The organism is Lacinutrix sp. MedPE-SW (assembly GCF_001874145.1).
Lineage (GTDB): Bacteria > Bacteroidota > Bacteroidia > Flavobacteriales > Flavobacteriaceae > Lacinutrix.
In genome coordinates this window covers 162285-177058 of the sequence record NZ_MPCX01000004.1, presented here as the reverse complement: position 1 = coordinate 177058, position 14774 = coordinate 162285, and the positions used below count along the sequence as shown (strand labels likewise).

Sequence of the window (14774 nt, the reverse complement as noted above, 5' to 3'; positions counted from 1 at the left end):
AAAATTAGTGCAATTGTTATTCCAAGTAGTCTATTTTAGATTAATTGTTTCAAATATTCTAGAATTTTTTGTTTTATAAATTTGATATTTAAAATACTAATCTATTAATATCTCTAGAAGTGTAATAGCTGCTTCGCTAATTTTGGTTCCTGGTCCAAATACAGCTACAGCACCAGCATCAAATAGATATTGGTAATCTTGTTTTGGTATTACACCACCAACAATTACCATAATATCTTCTCGGCCATATTGTTTTAATTCTTCTATTACTTGTGGAACTAATGTTTTGTGACCGGCAGCAAGAGAAGAAACTCCTAAAACATGCACATCGTTTTCTACTGCTTGTTTTGCAGCTTCTTTTGGTGTTTGAAATAATGGTCCAATATCTACATCAAAGCCAACATCTGCATAGCCTGTTGCTACAACTTTTGCACCACGATCATGACCATCTTGTCCCATTTTTGCAATCATAATACGTGGCCTTCTACCATCTTGTTCTGCAAATTGGTCTGCTAGTTCTTTTGCTTTTGCAAAAGACGAATCGTCTTTAATTTCTTTACTATACACGCCAGAAAATGATTTTATTTGTGCTTTATATCTGCCAAATACAGTTTCTAAAGCATCACTAATTTCTCCTAAAGTTGCACGTTCTCGTGCAGCTTCTACGGCTAAAGCTAATAAATTTTCTTTACCAGATTTAGCAGCTTGCGTTAAATTATTTAATGCTTGTTCAACTTTTTGGGTGTTTCTTTCGGCTTTAATTTTATTTAAGCTTTCAATTTGTTGACGTCTTACCGTTTGATTGTCTACTTCTAAAATATGTAAAGGATCTTCTTCTTTTAAAACATATTTATTAACACCAACAATTACGTCTTGTCCAGAGTCTATTCGTGCTTGTTTTCTTGCAGCGGCTTCTTCAATTCTAAGTTTAGGAATACCAGCTTCAATTGCTTTTGTCATGCCTCCCAGTTCTTCAACTTCTTCAATTAAAGACCATGCTTTTTGTGCAATATCATGTGTTAGTTTTTCAACATAATAACTTCCAGCCCAAGGATCTACTGTTTTTGTAATATTGGTTTCTTCTTGTAGAAATATTTGAGTGTTTCTTGCAATTCTGGCAGAGAAATCTGTTGGTAAGGCAATAGCTTCGTCTAACGCATTAGTATGTAAACTTTGTGTACCGCCAAATGCAGCTGCAGCAGCTTCAATAGTTGTACGTGCTACATTATTAAAAGGATCTTGCTCTGTTAAACTCCATCCGCTTGTTTGGCAATGCGTTCTTAGAGCAAGCGATTTTGGGTTTTTTGGATTAAATTGTTTTACTAGTTTAGCCCATAACATTCTAGCAGCTCGCATTTTTGCGATTTCCATAAAATGATTCATCCCAATAGCCCAAAAGAAAGAAAGTCTAGGAGCAAAAGTATCTATATCCATTCCTGCTGCTAAGCCTTTTCTAATATATTCTAAACCATCTGCTAAGGTGTAAGCTAACTCAATATCACAAGTAGCACCAGCTTCTTGCATATGGTAACCAGAAATACTAATGCTATTAAATTTAGGCATGTTCTTGCTCGTGTATTCAAAAATATCCGAAATGATTTTCATTGAAGGTGTTGGTGGATAAATGTATGTATTACGCACCATAAATTCCTTCAAAATATCATTTTGAATAGTTCCTGCTAATGCTTCGGGTTTTACACCTTGTTCTTCGGCAGCAACAATATAAAAAGCTAATATTGGTAAAACGGCACCATTCATTGTCATGGAAACCGACATTTTATCTAACGGTATTTGGTTAAATAAAACTTTCATGTCTTCTACACTATCAATAGCGACACCTGCTTTTCCTACATCTCCAACCACGCGTTCATGATCACTATCGTAACCACGATGTGTAGCTAAATCGAAAGCTACTGATAGTCCTTTTTGTCCTGCTTCAAGATTTCTGCGATAAAAGGCATTGCTTTCTTCAGCAGTAGAAAATCCTGCATATTGCCTAATAGTCCATGGTCTACGAACGTACATGGTAGAATATGGACCTCGTAAATTTGGTGCAATGCCTGCTACAAAATCTAAATGTTCTAAACTATCTAAATCTTTTTTAGAGTATATAGATTTAATAGCTATATCTTCTGCAGTAGTTGTAGTTTTTACATTTGTACTGCTTTGATTATTACTAGATTTTATGCTTATATGTTGAAGGTTTTTTTTGCTCATTAATCGTGATTATGTCCTGCGTGAGAATCTTTTTTATCTGTTACTCTAGGTCTAGTTGTTGTAGGCGTTTTATTAAAGTCTATTTTTGGTTGTTTAGGTGCTTCTAATGTTTTAATAGTTTCTGGATCTAAGTTCCAAATGTTAGGATAATAATATTCAAAAGCTAAAAAAGCAATTAAACTTCCGTCTGTTTGGATTGATCTAGAAGCACCTTGTAAAGGTGGTAAAATTAAATTTTTGCGCATACTATTTGTAGCTAACAAAGCATTAAAAGTTTCTTTAATATATTGTGTTTTTATATTATTAGCAATACAATCTACTATTGGGTGTGAGTAATTTAGTGTAGTTGTTTTATTTTTTGTAGACCAAAGTTTAGATTCTTGTTTTAAGGCATGAGCTAGTTCTACACTATGCTTACTGGGAATTAAATCAAATTGTATTCTACCATTATTTAAGTTATTTATAAAACCAGAGTATGCTTTAAATTTATTACTTTTTGCATTTTTGTCATAAAAGGCAAGAATGTCATTTTCAAAAGAATGAATTGCTTCATTATATAGTTCACCATTTGAAATTTCACAGGCCAATACTTTTGGGCTTGAAGCAAATTTGTATTCTATTTGGTTTTTAGAATTGTCACAGCTTGAAAAGCTTACTAAAATAGCTAAAATTAAAAGTTTAGAAATTGTCTTCATTTTTTAAATATTTATTCTGTTTTTAATCTGTTTTGTTCTAAGGTTTCTGCTAAACGTTTCTCTAAAATAGGTTCAATTAACGTTTTTCTGGCATTCATTTTTAAAAAAGGATAAAGTTCTAATTCCTCTTTCATTCTATCATTTTTATTAGGGTGTTTATTTGTGCCTAACAATGTAAGTTCGCCATTATTAAAACGGTCTTGTTCGCTTGTAGCGCTTTCTTTAATTTTTTTCTGGATAAGACCTTCTTTTAATTGGTTTAAAAAACCGCCGTTGGCTTCAATGTTTTTAAAAAGATCTAATGCTTTTTCTGCCAGTTGAATGGTTAGGCTTTCTATGTAATAAGAACCATCTGAAGCATTTTCAACACTATCAAAATAGCTTTCATGCTTTAAAACCAATAATTGGTTTCTAGCAATACGTTCACCAAATTCGTTGTCTTTATGGTATAAAGCATCATATGGTAAATTACAAATTGTATTTGCTCCACCAAGAATTGCACTCATACACTCTGTAGTAGTACGAAGCATATTTGTGTTGTAATCGTAAAGTGTTTTGTTACGTTTTGTTGGTATTGCAATAATGTTACAATCTCCAGGTAGGTTATATTCTAATGCTAAGGTTTTATAAAGCACTCTTAACGCTCGTAATTTTGCAATTTCGAAAAAGTAATTGGTGCCAACCGATACATTAAATGTAATTTGAGATTTTAAACTAGTTTGAAAATGGTTTAAATACTCATTAGCATGCGCTAAACTATAAGCTAATTGTTGTACTATAGTTGCACCAGCATTTTGATATAAGCTTAAATCTACACTTAATGTATTTGTAGAATTGGATGCAATTTTATTAAGTTGCTCGTGATCACTATTTAAATTAGAATACCAATTTCCAGATCTTGCTAAATTTCCAATAATATCGGTTTGAATATGTGCGTTTTGAAACGCTTTTGTTATTGTGTTTACATATTCTGAATCTAAAAATTGTAATTGAAAATAGAGTGGAGTAGTAGTAGGAATATTTTGTAATAAAGTAGGTATTGAAACCTCTTTATTAGGTATAATAAATTTAATGCTTTCTGCACCACGATTTAAAGCATCTATAGCTTTTGTATTAGATTTTTCTACATCAAACACGAAAATACTTTGGCAAATATGCCATGAGTTTGATGGTGTTTCTAAAATTGGTTTCTCATCAAAATCTGTTTTATGATAAAACGGTTTAACGTTAATATCTTCTGGTGTAGACCAAATTAAAGTATCATTATAATCTGCACCTTTTAAATCGGCTTGAATTTTTTGTTTCCATGCTTTAGCAGAAACACCTTCAAAATCTTTAAATAATGGTTTATTCATTTTAATTTTCTGCTTTGGTACTGTCTTGATATTCTATTATATAAATGTCTTCGTTATCGCGCTTCATGTAATATTCTTCTCTTGCAAATTTCTCGAGACCTTCTTCTTTTTTTAGCTCTTTTATAGCTTTGTTGTCTTTAGCTATTTCTTTTCTGTAATATTCTTTTTCGTTTTCTATAGCTTTAATTTCGTTATTAAGTTCGTTGTGTATTAATAACGAGTTGCTATCAAAAAATAACATCCACAAGGCAAAAGCTGTGAATATTAATAAAAAGATATTTTTGAAATATTTAAGCACTAATCTAATTTATCGTTAATAATAGTTCTAACTATATCTACTGCAACAGTATTGTATTTGTTGTTTGGTATTATTAAATCTGCATACTCTTTCATAGGTTCTATAAATTGTTGATGCATTGGTTTTAAAGTGGTTTGGTAACGTGTTAAAACCTCGTCTATATCTCTTCCGCGTTCAGCGATATCTCTTTTTAAACGTCTAATTAAACGCTCATCACTATCTGCATGCACAAAAATTTTAATATCAAACATATTACGAATTTTTGGTTTACTAAGTATTAAAATACCTTCTACAATCATTACGCGTTTTGGTAATGTAGTAATTGTTTCTTTTGTTCTGTTATGGTCTACAAAAGAATATACAGGTTGTTCTATACTATTTCCGGCTTTTAAGGTTGTTAAATGTTGTCTTAAAAGTTTAAAATCTATTGATTTAGGGTGATCAAAATTAATATTTACACGCTCTTCGTAGGTTAATCCAGTTGTATCTTTATAGTAAGAGTCTTGAGATATTATACCAACTTCACCGTCTGGCAATTCATTCATTATTTGCTCTACTACTGTAGTTTTTCCGCAACCAGTACCGCCAGCAATTCCTATTATTAACATGTTTTTTATTTATTAAATTTAACCGAGCAAATTTAGGAATTTAGAACAAACTTTTAGCGTTGAATCTTTGAAACTTCTTCTTCAGTTATTAACGATGTGTTTTCGTTACCCCAACTATTTGTAATGTAGTTCATTACATCTGCAATTTCTTTGTTGCTTAAACCTTGCGGTGCCATATTGCTATTATATACTTTACCGTTTACTGTAATGCTTCCAGATAACCCATATTTTATAGCTTTAATGCTTGCTTCTCTTTTATTTTTAAGATAATCTGATTTTGCCAAAGGCGGAAATGCTCTTGGTACACCTTTACCGTTAGCCATGTGACATTGCATGCAAAAATCTTCATAAACTTGTTTGCCTTCAGAAAAATCCTGTTTTTCAAATTCACTTTTTTGAGCTAATTTTTTATTAGATGAATTACAACTACTTAATAAAAATAGCATGCAAAAACCGAAGCTTAATAATTTCATATTTATTCTCTAATTAGTTTTACAATTCCTAAATTTTCTACACCAACATAAATAAAACCGTCTGGACCTTGCTCAATAGATCTTACTCTTCCAATACCATCTAATAGTCTTTCTTCTTTAACTACTTTTCCATTTTTAATTTCACAGCGATCTAGGTAAGTGAATTTTAAAGAGCCAACGAGTAAGCTACCATTCCAGTCACCGTATTTTTTTGAGTTTATAAAAGCCATACCGCTTGGAGCTATAGATGGCGTCCAATAATGCAATGGTTGCTCCATGCCTTTTTGCTTTGTTTTATCTGTAATACTAGTTCCAGAATAATTTTTGCCGTAAGTAATTACAGGCCAACCATAATTTTTACCTTTTTTTATAATATTTATTTCATCACCACCTTTTGGTCCATGTTCATGTGTCCATATTTCTTTTGTATCTGGATGTAGTTCCATGCCTTGCGGATTGCGATGCCCGTAAGACCATATTGCTTTTTTTGCGCCTTTGGTATTAACAAACGGGTTGTCTTTTGGTATGCTGCCATCATCATTTAACCTATATACTTTACCACCATCTCTAGATAAGTCTTGTGGGTTAACATCGCGTGCGCCACGTTCTCCAATGGTAAAAAATAAATATCCGTTTTTATCAAAAACAATTCTAGACCCAAAATGTTGCCCTTTTGTAGTGTTGGGCTCTGCTTTATATAATAGTTGTTTATCTATTAATGTGTTGTTTTTTATTTTTGCTCTCATAATTGCTGTATTTCCACCTTTATTTTCTCCTTTTGGTGAAGCATAAGAGAAATATATCCAACCATTGTTCTTAAAATCTGGATGTAAAGCAATATCTAATAAACCTCCTTGACCGCGAACATAAATTTCTGGTAAGCCAGTTATTTCAATTTTTTTATTATTTGTATAGTGTATTATTTTTCCTTCTTTTTCATTTATTAATATAGAGCCATCTGGAAGAAAAACAAATCCCCAAGGATTATTTAGCTCTGGTACAATGATTTGGTGGGTGTTTTTGGTGTTTATAGGGTTTTTATCTTGAGCGCAACTCAAGGTTGAAATTAATACAAAAAGGTATAGCGATAGTGTTTTTATTTTCATGAGAAAAAAAAGTTTTTACAATTTACGATAAATTATACACTGTAATTTATAAAATAAGTTATATTTGCACCTCCTAAAACTAGAATAATATCTTTTTTAAGTTAGAATTCTAAATTCGGGGTGTAGCGTAGCCCGGTTATCGCGCCACGTTTGGGACGTGGAGGCCGCAGGTTCGAATCCTGCCACCCCGACAAAAAAATCCAATCTAAATTTAGATTGGATTTTTTTTATTTATAACTATAAGTGTTTAGAACCACTTAAATATTAGTCCTGAGGCTACAACGCCTACTACCAGAACTATTAATGCTATAATTACAAAAGTTGAAACACCTTTAGTTGTTTTATCTTTTTGTAAAATATAATCATTTCTTTTTTCGTCTTCGTCTTTAATTAAGCTCATTATTTTTGTTTTTGTTAGTTATTACTTATTTATGTATACAGTTTTTATGTTTACAAACTCATGTATACCTTCGTTTGATAATTCTCTACCATAACCAGAAGCTTTTGTGCCTCCAAACGGCAGTCTTGGATCAGATTTTACTAATTCGTTTATAAAAAAAGCGCCATCTTCAATATGTATAATTTTTTTTCTTGCGGTTTCAATGTCTTTTGTAAAGAGCATAGTGCCAAGTCCAAATTTACTGTTTGATGCTTTTTCTATAGCATCATCTAAATTTTTAGCTTTAATAATTGGAGCTACTGGCCCAAAAGTTTCCTCTTTAAATACTTCCATATCTTCTGTAATATCTGTTAGTATTGTTGGAGAGAAATAGGCTTTTTCTTTTTTATTACCTAATAATACCTTAGCACCTTTTTTTATAGAGGCTTCAATTTGTTGTTTTAAATCTTCGGCTAAATCTTCTCTTGCTTGAGTTCCTATTTTTGTGCTTTCTTTTAAAGGATCGTCAAACGTATAACTTTCAACTTTAGATTTAAATTTTTCTAAAAATTCATCATAAATGCCTTCTGTAACAATAAATCTTTTTGCTGCTATACAGCTTTGTCCAGAGTTTTGAAATCTTGCATTAACCATTGTATCTAGATATTTATCTAAATCTGCATCATCTAAAACTATACAAGCGTTATTTCCGCCTAGCTCTAAAACAGATTTTTTAAGCACTTTGCTTGCTGTACTTGCAATGCTAACTCCTGCTTTTTCGCTACCTGTTAAGGATACAGCTTTAATTTTGCTATCTTGAATTAAGTTTTCTATAGTGTCATGATCTGTTACTAAGGTTTGAAAACATCCAATAGGATAGCCTGCTTGCTCAAAAATTTCTTGTATTGCTAAAGCGCAACCTGTAACGTTTGATGCGTGTTTTAATAAGCCAGTATTTCCTGCAGTTAGTGTTGGTACGGCAAATCTAAATACTTGCCAAAAAGGATAATTCCATGGCATTACTGCTAAAATTACACCTAAGGGATCGTAGCTTACAAAACTCTCGTGTGCTTCGGTTTCAATTATTTGATCGGATAGAAATCTATCGGCATTTTTTTCATAAAAATCACAAAGCAATATACATTTTTCAATTTCTGCTCGACTTTGAGAAATAGGTTTGCCCATTTCTAAGGTGATGAGTTTACTATATTTTTCAATATTTTCATTTAAAACATCTCCAAGTTTAATAAGTAAATTGGTTCGCTTTTTTATGCTTGTTAATTTCCAGTCTTGAAAAGTGCTATGAGATGCGTTGAGTACAGATTGTGTTTTTTGTTTAGAAAACACCTCGTAATCATCAAGCTTTTTACCATTATAAGGATTGTATGTGGTTAGTGTATTCTTCATATTTTTGTTGATTCATTGATAAAATTCTACAAAATTTCTTAAAAATCGCACTTTTGGTGATAGATTAACAAACATTTAGCAGTTTCTTTAAGTTAATTTTAAGAGTAAGTTGTAATGCAAATTGTAACTTTGTTTAGAGCGTTAGTAGCTTATTTACTAACAAGATAACAACAATATTAACAACTAAAATTAAAAATATGAGTAATACTAGTAATACAGCATTAGGTCTTTTATTAGGATCTGCAATAGGAGCAACTTTAGGAATTTTATTTGCACCAGATAAAGGTGTTAATACCCGTAGAAAATTAACAGATGAAGCTATTTTGGCAAAGGATAAAGTTGCAGCAGGAGCTGTAGATTTAAAAGATCAAATACAAAATACCGTAAGTTCTGGTAAAGCAACTTTAGAAACTCAATTAGAAAGTGTAGTATCTAACGCAAGTTATAAAGCAGATGATATTATAAGCACCTTAGAAAAAAAGTTAGAAGCTTTAAAAGAAAAAAATAAGCAATTGCAAAAGGATACAGATTTAAAGAAAACTGTATAATAAATGTCTGTATTTGAATCGATAAATAACGCCTCAACCAAAGCTGTTGATAAATCTGAATTATACCTAAAAAAAACACAAGAATTTTATAAGCTTAAAATTTTCGAGCAACTAACAAAATCTGTTAGCATGCTTTTTAAAGTTTTAGCTGTAGGTGGAATTCTATTAATAGGTATATTTTTTTTAGCAATATCACTGTCATTGTACATAGGTAAAATACTAGATAATTATACTACAGGATTTTTAATCGTAGGGTTTATTTTTTTAGTACTAGCAATTATACTTTTTTTACTTAGAAGTTACATTAACACATTTGTTATTCAAAAAATCTCAAAAACTTTTTTTAAAGATGAATAAAGTATACAATAGTTTTAAAGACATAGAATTAGATTTAAAACGTTTAAGTTTAGAACGACAAATTGCAAAGGAAGAACTAAAGGCAGTACGAGGAGAACTAAAACAAAGTGTACAACCAACACAGTGGATGCAAACAGGAATTAAGTTAGCAGGAAAGTTTGGTTCTATGGTACTACTAAAAAAATTATTTAGAAGATAATAACGCAATTTTAAAGATTAATAAAAATCGGTATTTATGCCGATTTTTTTATTTGCTGAAGAAATTAATTTTTATAAAAAAGAATTAAAATTAAAATTTAATAAATTTATAATAAACTAAAAACCAAAAACTTATATTATGAATATATTTGAAGCCTTAAGAAAAGACCATGACATCCAAAGAGATTTATTAGATAAGTTAGTAAAAACAACTGGCGACTCTAAAGAAAGAGATGAACTTTTTAAAAAAGTAAAGCAAGAGTTAAAAATACATGAAGATGGAGAAGAACGTTTTTTTTACATTCCATTAATTGACGATGATTTAACTCAAGAACAAGCAAGACATGCTATAGCAGAACACCATGAAATTGATGAAATATTAGAAGAGCTTGAAGCTATGGATTATGATTCTTCTGGATGGTTAAAAGTAGCAAAAAAATTAAAAGAAGAAGTAGAACACCATTTAGATGATGAAGAACATACTATATTTCAAATGGCAGGAAAAGTGTTAGCAGATAAAGATAAAACAGCGTTATCTAAAGACTATCAAGACTATATAGAATCTCAACGCTAGATCTAGTTATATGTCTAAAAAATTAAATAGCGATGCTTTTTTAAAACAACTTTGGGTAGAGCCAGAGCTTGCAATTGAAAAATTAAATTTGGTTTATGCTAGCGAAAACGAATTGAAAATTAAACGTAAACGAAAGCAAAAGTCATTTGTTTACGAATTTAAAGGAAAACCTATAAAAGATGAAATTGAGTTAAACCGTATAAATAAACTTGTAATACCTCCAGCATGGAAAAAAGTAAGTATTTCTTATTTAGAAAATACACATTTACAAGCAACAGGTAGAGATGCTAAAGCAAGAAAGCAATACCGTTACCATCCCATCTGGAACAAAATTAGAAATCAAACTAAGTTTTACAGAATGCGTTTTTTTGGTGAGTTATTACCATTAATTCGAGAACAAATAGATAAAGATCTCAACCAAAAAGGTTGGCCTAAAACAAAAACTTTAGCACTTATTGTAAAGTTAATGGAGGAAACCCATATTAGAATTGGTAATACACAATATGCTAAACGCAATAAAACTTACGGTTTATCTACCTTAAGAACAAGACATGTAAATGTAAGTAGAGATAAAATTAAATTTGAATTTACAGGTAAAAAAGGTAAAGAGCACTGTATTAGTTTGCGTAATAAAAAACTCATCTATCTCGTTAATAAATGCCAAGAATTACCAGGTTGGGAACTTTTTAAATATTATGATGCAGATGGCGAAAAACATACCATAGATAGTAGTATGGTTAACGATTATATTTTTTCGTTATGCGAACAACATTTTACAGCTAAAGATTTTAGAACTTGGGCAGCATCTGTTGTGTTTTTAGATACTTTATATGATTTAGGCTTAACTAAAAATGAAAAACAAAAAGATAAAAATATACTAACTAGTTTTGATGCAGCCGCAAAAGCATTAGGAAATACAAGAAATGTTTGTAAAAAATATTACGTGCATCCAATATTAGTTAAAAGTTATCAAGATGATACTATTTCTGAAGCTTTTAAAATTATAGATTCTAATAAAAACAAGCACTTAAACTTATCTAATACCGAGGAAGCATTACTATTTTTGTTAGATAAATTTAAACCAGATTTAAAGGTTTAGATTTAGTTTCTTAGTTATAATTTAACAAAGTGTTTTGTTAAAAAAATTAGTAATTTTTTGAGCTATTATTCAATTTATTTAGGTCAACATAACTTCTAATTTAAGATTAAATTTACTGTAGTGATAATTACTATTATCTCACATAAATATTAATTTAAAACAAAAATCATGGGAACATACACAGAAGAAGTTGGAAAAAAACTTAATAATTTATTAGAAAGAACTTACGATGCAGAAAAAGGTTACAAAAAGGCTGCAGAGAATGTAGACCACGCTGGACTTAAAAACTATTTTAGTAATAAAGCACAGCAGCGTTATGATTTTGGACATGAACTAAAACAAGAAATTCAAGCATTTGGACAAGAAATAGATAAAGGTGGAAGTGTAAAAGGAACATTGCATAGAGCTTGGATGGATACTAAGGCGTTATTCTCTAACGAAAACGAAGAAAGCATGTTAGAAGAGTCTATTAGAGGTGAAAAAGCTGCAGTTAGTGAATATGATGATGTTATGAATGATGTAAGTTTACCATCGTCTACTAAATCTATTTTACAAGATCAAAAATCTAAAATAGAAGTTGGATTAAATACTATTAAAGGATTAGAAGATATAGTTGATTAGTTATTTGGGTTGGTTTAATAACTATTCAAATAGAAAGGATATCTAATTTTAGATATCCTTTTTTATTATAAATTAACTTCAGCAGAAGTTGTTCTTATTTTTTTTCTATAACGCTTTGGGCTACAAGAATATTTTTGTTTAAATATTTTGCAAAAATAACTTCTACTAGTTAATCCAATAGTATATACAATTTCAGAGATGTTTAAATCGGTGTCTGTTAAAAGTTTTTCGGCTTTTTCTACTCTTACATTTCTTATAAAATCTGCAACGGTTGTATTATGCATACTTTTAAAACCTTCTTGAAGTTTGGCTGGCGACATACTTACTTGAGCGCAGAGTGTACTAATAGAATGTTGCACTTCTGGGTTATCCACAATATACTCTGTTATTTGTCTAATTTTTTGAAGTTCAAATTTAGACAGTGTGGCCGTGTGGCATTCTTCAAATTTTTCTTTGTAAAATAATTCTATTTGTATGGCTAATAAATATTGAAAATTACTATCAATTTTTAAAATATTAGCTATAGAATCGTTTAAATGTATAGAGTCTATAACTCGTAAATAATCTGCAATTTTTAAATTAAAGGAGCATTTAAAGATTTTTGAGTTTAGGGTCTCAAAGGCTTTATATAATTTTTCTAATTCTGTATCATTTTCAAAAGCACCTTTAAAATAGGTTTTAAAATAAACATCTTTATCTACAGAGATTAGTGTAAAAACAAATTTAGAGTCTTGCTTTATATTTATTTGGTTAGATTTATTTTTATAGCTGCCAAAAATGCTAGGTTGTAGTTCTTCAATTTTAGTGTGTTTTTTATCTTCTTGAGATTTAAAATAGCATGCGCCTTGTACGCAGTAAGCAAAATGTATAATGTTTTTAGTTAAACAACCTAAGGTATAAGCTACATCTGTATTAAAGGTAATATTAAAATTCAAGGCACTTGTACCGTGACTTAAAGTGTAGTGAGTTACTGTGCCTTTTGCAAAAGAATTATCTGTTTTTAATTGATATACGCCATTTTTTTCAATAATATTTCCTCCAAATAAATGTTTTAATTCGGCAATTTGAGATGGATATGTATTATTTCTTTTTTTCATAGCGATTCAATCTTTTTAAATTTTAATTAGATTGGTAGGTGTTTTTAATTTGTAAAAAAACTTGTTATAACTCTATTTGTTAGCTTTATTGAAATTTAAACTAACATTTTGGTCGTTTTAAAGTTAATTTTAATTTGGGTTAAACGGGTTGCGTTTTTTTAATTCGAGATTGAGAAACGTATTGTTTAGGTGTTATGCCATATCGTTCTCTAAATAGTTTTGAAAAATAACTTCTGGAACTAATGCCTATTTTATAGGTGATTTCAGTAATATTTAGTTCAGAGTTTTCTAAAAGGTTTTTTGCGTACTCTATTTTATGATCGCGTATATACTCATTAACAGAAGTAGAAAACAGTTGTTTAAAACCAGATTGTAATGTATTTTGATTTAAGCCTACACGTTTGGCTAAGGCACTAACATTAATTCTAACATCTAATTCTTTATTAATAATTAATACTGCTTTTTCTATTTTTTCAATAGTAGTTTGTCTTAAAAGTTTACTATTATTTTTAGCGTTTGTTTTTTCTACATAGAGTTGTAAATACGTCATGAGAATCTCATAAGTTTTTCCTTCTAAGTAGACAGATTGCATAAAATCTGTAAATTCGCAGGTTTTAAAATCTTCGGTAATTTCTGCTATATCCAAAGATAAATAACCTTGATAGAAAAATGGATTTATACCATTTAAGTCTCTTAAAAGTGTTTCAAGATTTTCATTTATTTCTCCAATAAACTGTTCTATTTTGCTTTCAAATTCTTTTCTATTTATTTGAATATAAAAAAAGGTAGTAGGTTTGTTTTTGCTAAAAATAAACTTTTGAGATTCGTTGGTGCCTGGACTTGACATGACACTTTCTAATCTATTTAATTTAATGTTGTTGTTTTTACTTTTAAATGCTATTGGAGCTTCTAAGTTTATTAATATTTTAAGCGGGTTTATTTTTTCCTTTTCAAAAACTAGCGAAATTTCTTCTTTAATATAAAAATCTGCTATTAAGACTTCTACTCCAAAATCAAAATTTATACTTCTAAAATAACCATCTCCTATATTTTTAGGCAAATCAAAACATAATTCATTATTATCCACATCATAGTTAGTGTTTAAAACTTTAGAAAGTTCTAACACTATGTTTTTAATAGAGTCATGTTTTATTATTGCAGTTTTTGCCATTGTTTAAAATATAGTAGCCAATAAAAAATGTCTTTTAAGGTTATAGGTATTGCTTTAATTTAATAAATTTTGGGTATTATGCCAAATTGAATTTTTAATTTGGATTTTGCGCATCGATATCTTCACCTTCAGTTTTTAATAATGGAGCAACTTTAGATGGTGTATCAATTAAATAATATTTTTTTCCAACTATTAAAATTGGAGATTTTAGTGTTTCTGGATTTGCATTTAAAATTTTAATCCAATCATCTTCAGATAAATTAGTTGAGTCTTTATAGTTTTTTTTAAAATCTGGATGTTCTTTATTTACTAAATCTTTTATAAAAATATTTAGTTTGTTTGCTAAACTAGCCCATTGTGTTCCAGTAACATTAGTTTTAGAAATATCTATAGTTCTAATTTTTCTATCTGAAGCTTCTAAGTAAGGTAATGTTTGTTTGCCTAGAGAAGTATTAGAATTATAATATAAAATAGTTTCATTTTGGTTGGTTGCTATACTGCTCATTGTAACTGGTATTTGTTATTAGTTTTCATAAAGTTAAGTTTAACATTTAACATTTGGGTTACAATT

The 14774-nt window shown here is 29.7% G+C and carries 18 protein-coding genes and 1 tRNA gene; 7 read left to right on the top strand and 12 right to left on the bottom strand.

The genetic code is table 11. The features are described 5' to 3' along the window. Window positions 1-96: 96 nt before the first annotated feature. The 7 genes from scpA to BM549_RS05785 are packed head-to-tail and all read right to left on the bottom strand — an operon-like array spanning window position 97 to window position 6752. On the bottom strand, window positions 97-2217 hold the full coding sequence (gene scpA, locus BM549_RS05815) for a methylmalonyl-CoA mutase (RefSeq protein ID WP_290469410.1): 2121 nt from the start codon (window positions 2215-2217) through the stop codon (window positions 97-99). After that, the gene (locus BM549_RS05810; protein ID WP_290469409.1) at window positions 2217-2912 is read right to left on the bottom strand and encodes a hypothetical protein; all 696 of its coding nucleotides are present in this window, start codon (window positions 2910-2912) and stop codon (window positions 2217-2219) included. The genes scpA and BM549_RS05810 overlap by 1 nt, the downstream gene beginning before the upstream one ends. Window positions 2913-2923: 11 nt before the next feature. Further along, on the bottom strand, window positions 2924-4267 hold the full coding sequence (locus tag BM549_RS05805) for a methylmalonyl-CoA mutase subunit beta (protein WP_290469408.1): 1344 nt from the start codon (window positions 4265-4267) through the stop codon (window positions 2924-2926). A 1-nt stretch (window position 4268) separates the two neighbouring features. After that, window positions 4269-4565, bottom strand: a complete 297-nt coding sequence (locus BM549_RS05800) for a septum formation initiator family protein (protein ID WP_290469407.1) — start codon at window positions 4563-4565, stop codon at window positions 4269-4271. Further along, complete coding sequence (gene udk, locus BM549_RS05795; RefSeq protein WP_013870513.1) at window positions 4565-5173, bottom strand: uridine kinase; 609 nt, start codon at window positions 5171-5173, stop codon at window positions 4565-4567. The genes BM549_RS05800 and udk overlap by 1 nt, the downstream gene beginning before the upstream one ends. Window positions 5174-5226: 53 nt before the next feature. After that, entirely contained in the window at window positions 5227-5646 is a 420-nt protein-coding gene (locus tag BM549_RS05790) for a cytochrome c (RefSeq protein ID WP_290469406.1), read from the bottom strand. A gap of 2 nt (window positions 5647-5648) precedes the next feature. Beyond that, window positions 5649-6752, bottom strand: coding sequence for a PQQ-dependent sugar dehydrogenase (locus BM549_RS05785; protein ID WP_290469405.1), 1104 nt, complete (start codon window positions 6750-6752; stop codon window positions 5649-5651). 116 nt (window positions 6753-6868) lie between these two features. Between BM549_RS05785 and BM549_RS05780 the strand changes: the two genes are divergently transcribed. Then, window positions 6869-6943 (top strand) — tRNA-Pro (locus tag BM549_RS05780). 56 nt (window positions 6944-6999) lie between these two features. Here BM549_RS05780 and BM549_RS05775 read toward each other — a convergent pair. Both BM549_RS05775 and BM549_RS05770 read right to left on the bottom strand, forming a co-directional pair. Further along, complete coding sequence (locus BM549_RS05775) at window positions 7000-7152, bottom strand: hypothetical protein (RefSeq protein WP_290469404.1); 153 nt, start codon at window positions 7150-7152, stop codon at window positions 7000-7002. 21 nt (window positions 7153-7173) lie between these two features. After that, on the bottom strand, window positions 7174-8538 hold the full coding sequence (locus BM549_RS05770) for an NAD-dependent succinate-semialdehyde dehydrogenase (protein ID WP_290469403.1): 1365 nt from the start codon (window positions 8536-8538) through the stop codon (window positions 7174-7176). 197 nt (window positions 8539-8735) lie between these two features. Between BM549_RS05770 and BM549_RS05765 the strand changes: the two genes are divergently transcribed. From BM549_RS05765 to BM549_RS05740, 6 genes are all read left to right on the top strand, one after another. Beyond that, window positions 8736-9086 (top strand): YtxH domain-containing protein, encoded by a 351-nt coding sequence (locus BM549_RS05765; RefSeq protein ID WP_290469402.1) that lies wholly within the window; start codon window positions 8736-8738, stop codon window positions 9084-9086. 3 nt (window positions 9087-9089) lie between these two features. Continuing rightward, window positions 9090-9443, top strand: a complete 354-nt coding sequence (locus BM549_RS05760; protein WP_290469401.1) for a phage holin family protein — start codon at window positions 9090-9092, stop codon at window positions 9441-9443. Further along, complete coding sequence (locus BM549_RS05755) at window positions 9436-9642, top strand: hypothetical protein (RefSeq protein ID WP_290469400.1); 207 nt, start codon at window positions 9436-9438, stop codon at window positions 9640-9642. The genes BM549_RS05760 and BM549_RS05755 overlap by 8 nt, the downstream gene beginning before the upstream one ends. A gap of 138 nt (window positions 9643-9780) precedes the next feature. Next, window positions 9781-10215 (top strand): hemerythrin domain-containing protein, encoded by a 435-nt coding sequence (locus BM549_RS05750; protein ID WP_290469399.1) that lies wholly within the window; start codon window positions 9781-9783, stop codon window positions 10213-10215. A gap of 10 nt (window positions 10216-10225) precedes the next feature. Continuing rightward, on the top strand, window positions 10226-11314 hold the full coding sequence (locus BM549_RS05745; RefSeq protein WP_290469398.1) for a DNA topoisomerase IB: 1089 nt from the start codon (window positions 10226-10228) through the stop codon (window positions 11312-11314). A gap of 168 nt (window positions 11315-11482) precedes the next feature. Next, a complete protein-coding gene (locus BM549_RS05740; RefSeq protein ID WP_290469397.1) occupies window positions 11483-11935 on the top strand; it encodes a PA2169 family four-helix-bundle protein in 453 nt (150 codons plus the stop codon). A 65-nt stretch (window positions 11936-12000) separates the two neighbouring features. Here BM549_RS05740 and BM549_RS05735 read toward each other — a convergent pair whose 3' ends face one another. The 3 genes from BM549_RS05735 to BM549_RS05725 form a co-directional block, all read right to left on the bottom strand. After that, window positions 12001-13032, bottom strand: coding sequence for a helix-turn-helix domain-containing protein (locus BM549_RS05735; RefSeq protein ID WP_290469396.1), 1032 nt, complete (start codon window positions 13030-13032; stop codon window positions 12001-12003). Between the two features lie 139 nt (window positions 13033-13171). Then, window positions 13172-14203, bottom strand: coding sequence for a helix-turn-helix transcriptional regulator (locus BM549_RS05730; RefSeq protein ID WP_290469395.1), 1032 nt, complete (start codon window positions 14201-14203; stop codon window positions 13172-13174). Between the two features lie 94 nt (window positions 14204-14297). Next, window positions 14298-14708 carry an arsenate reductase family protein gene (locus BM549_RS05725; RefSeq protein WP_290469394.1) on the bottom strand — a complete coding sequence of 137 codons (411 nt, stop codon included), beginning with the start codon at window positions 14706-14708 and terminating at the stop codon, window positions 14298-14300. Window positions 14709-14774: the final 66 nt, after the last annotated feature.

Excerpts from the sequence above, each read along its gene's own strand:
- BM549_RS05755 (WP_290469400.1), top strand. The coding sequence starts at position 9,436 with ATGAATAAAGTATACAATAGTTTTAAAGACATAGAATTAGATTTAAAA.
- BM549_RS05735 (WP_290469396.1), bottom strand. The coding sequence starts at position 13,032 with ATGAAAAAAAGAAATAATACATATCCATCTCAAATTGCCGAATTAAAA.
- BM549_RS05765 (WP_290469402.1), top strand. The coding sequence starts at position 8,736 with ATGAGTAATACTAGTAATACAGCATTAGGTCTTTTATTAGGATCTGCA.
- scpA (WP_290469410.1), bottom strand. The coding sequence starts at position 2,217 with ATGAGCAAAAAAAACCTTCAACATATAAGCATAAAATCTAGTAATAAT.
- BM549_RS05805 (WP_290469408.1), bottom strand. The coding sequence starts at position 4,267 with ATGAATAAACCATTATTTAAAGATTTTGAAGGTGTTTCTGCTAAAGCA.
- BM549_RS05730 (WP_290469395.1), bottom strand. The coding sequence starts at position 14,203 with ATGGCAAAAACTGCAATAATAAAACATGACTCTATTAAAAACATAGTG.
- BM549_RS05760 (WP_290469401.1), top strand. The coding sequence starts at position 9,090 with ATGTCTGTATTTGAATCGATAAATAACGCCTCAACCAAAGCTGTTGAT.
- udk (WP_013870513.1), bottom strand. The coding sequence starts at position 5,173 with ATGTTAATAATAGGAATTGCTGGCGGTACTGGTTGCGGAAAAACTACA.
- BM549_RS05745 (WP_290469398.1), top strand. The coding sequence starts at position 10,226 with ATGTCTAAAAAATTAAATAGCGATGCTTTTTTAAAACAACTTTGGGTA.
- BM549_RS05750 (WP_290469399.1), top strand. The coding sequence starts at position 9,781 with ATGAATATATTTGAAGCCTTAAGAAAAGACCATGACATCCAAAGAGAT.
- BM549_RS05725 (WP_290469394.1), bottom strand. The coding sequence starts at position 14,708 with ATGAGCAGTATAGCAACCAACCAAAATGAAACTATTTTATATTATAAT.
- BM549_RS05785 (WP_290469405.1), bottom strand. The coding sequence starts at position 6,752 with ATGAAAATAAAAACACTATCGCTATACCTTTTTGTATTAATTTCAACC.
- BM549_RS05770 (WP_290469403.1), bottom strand. The coding sequence starts at position 8,538 with ATGAAGAATACACTAACCACATACAATCCTTATAATGGTAAAAAGCTT.
- BM549_RS05810 (WP_290469409.1), bottom strand. The coding sequence starts at position 2,912 with ATGAAGACAATTTCTAAACTTTTAATTTTAGCTATTTTAGTAAGCTTT.
- BM549_RS05740 (WP_290469397.1), top strand. The coding sequence starts at position 11,483 with ATGGGAACATACACAGAAGAAGTTGGAAAAAAACTTAATAATTTATTA.
- BM549_RS05775 (WP_290469404.1), bottom strand. The coding sequence starts at position 7,152 with ATGAGCTTAATTAAAGACGAAGACGAAAAAAGAAATGATTATATTTTA.
- BM549_RS05790 (WP_290469406.1), bottom strand. The coding sequence starts at position 5,646 with ATGAAATTATTAAGCTTCGGTTTTTGCATGCTATTTTTATTAAGTAGT.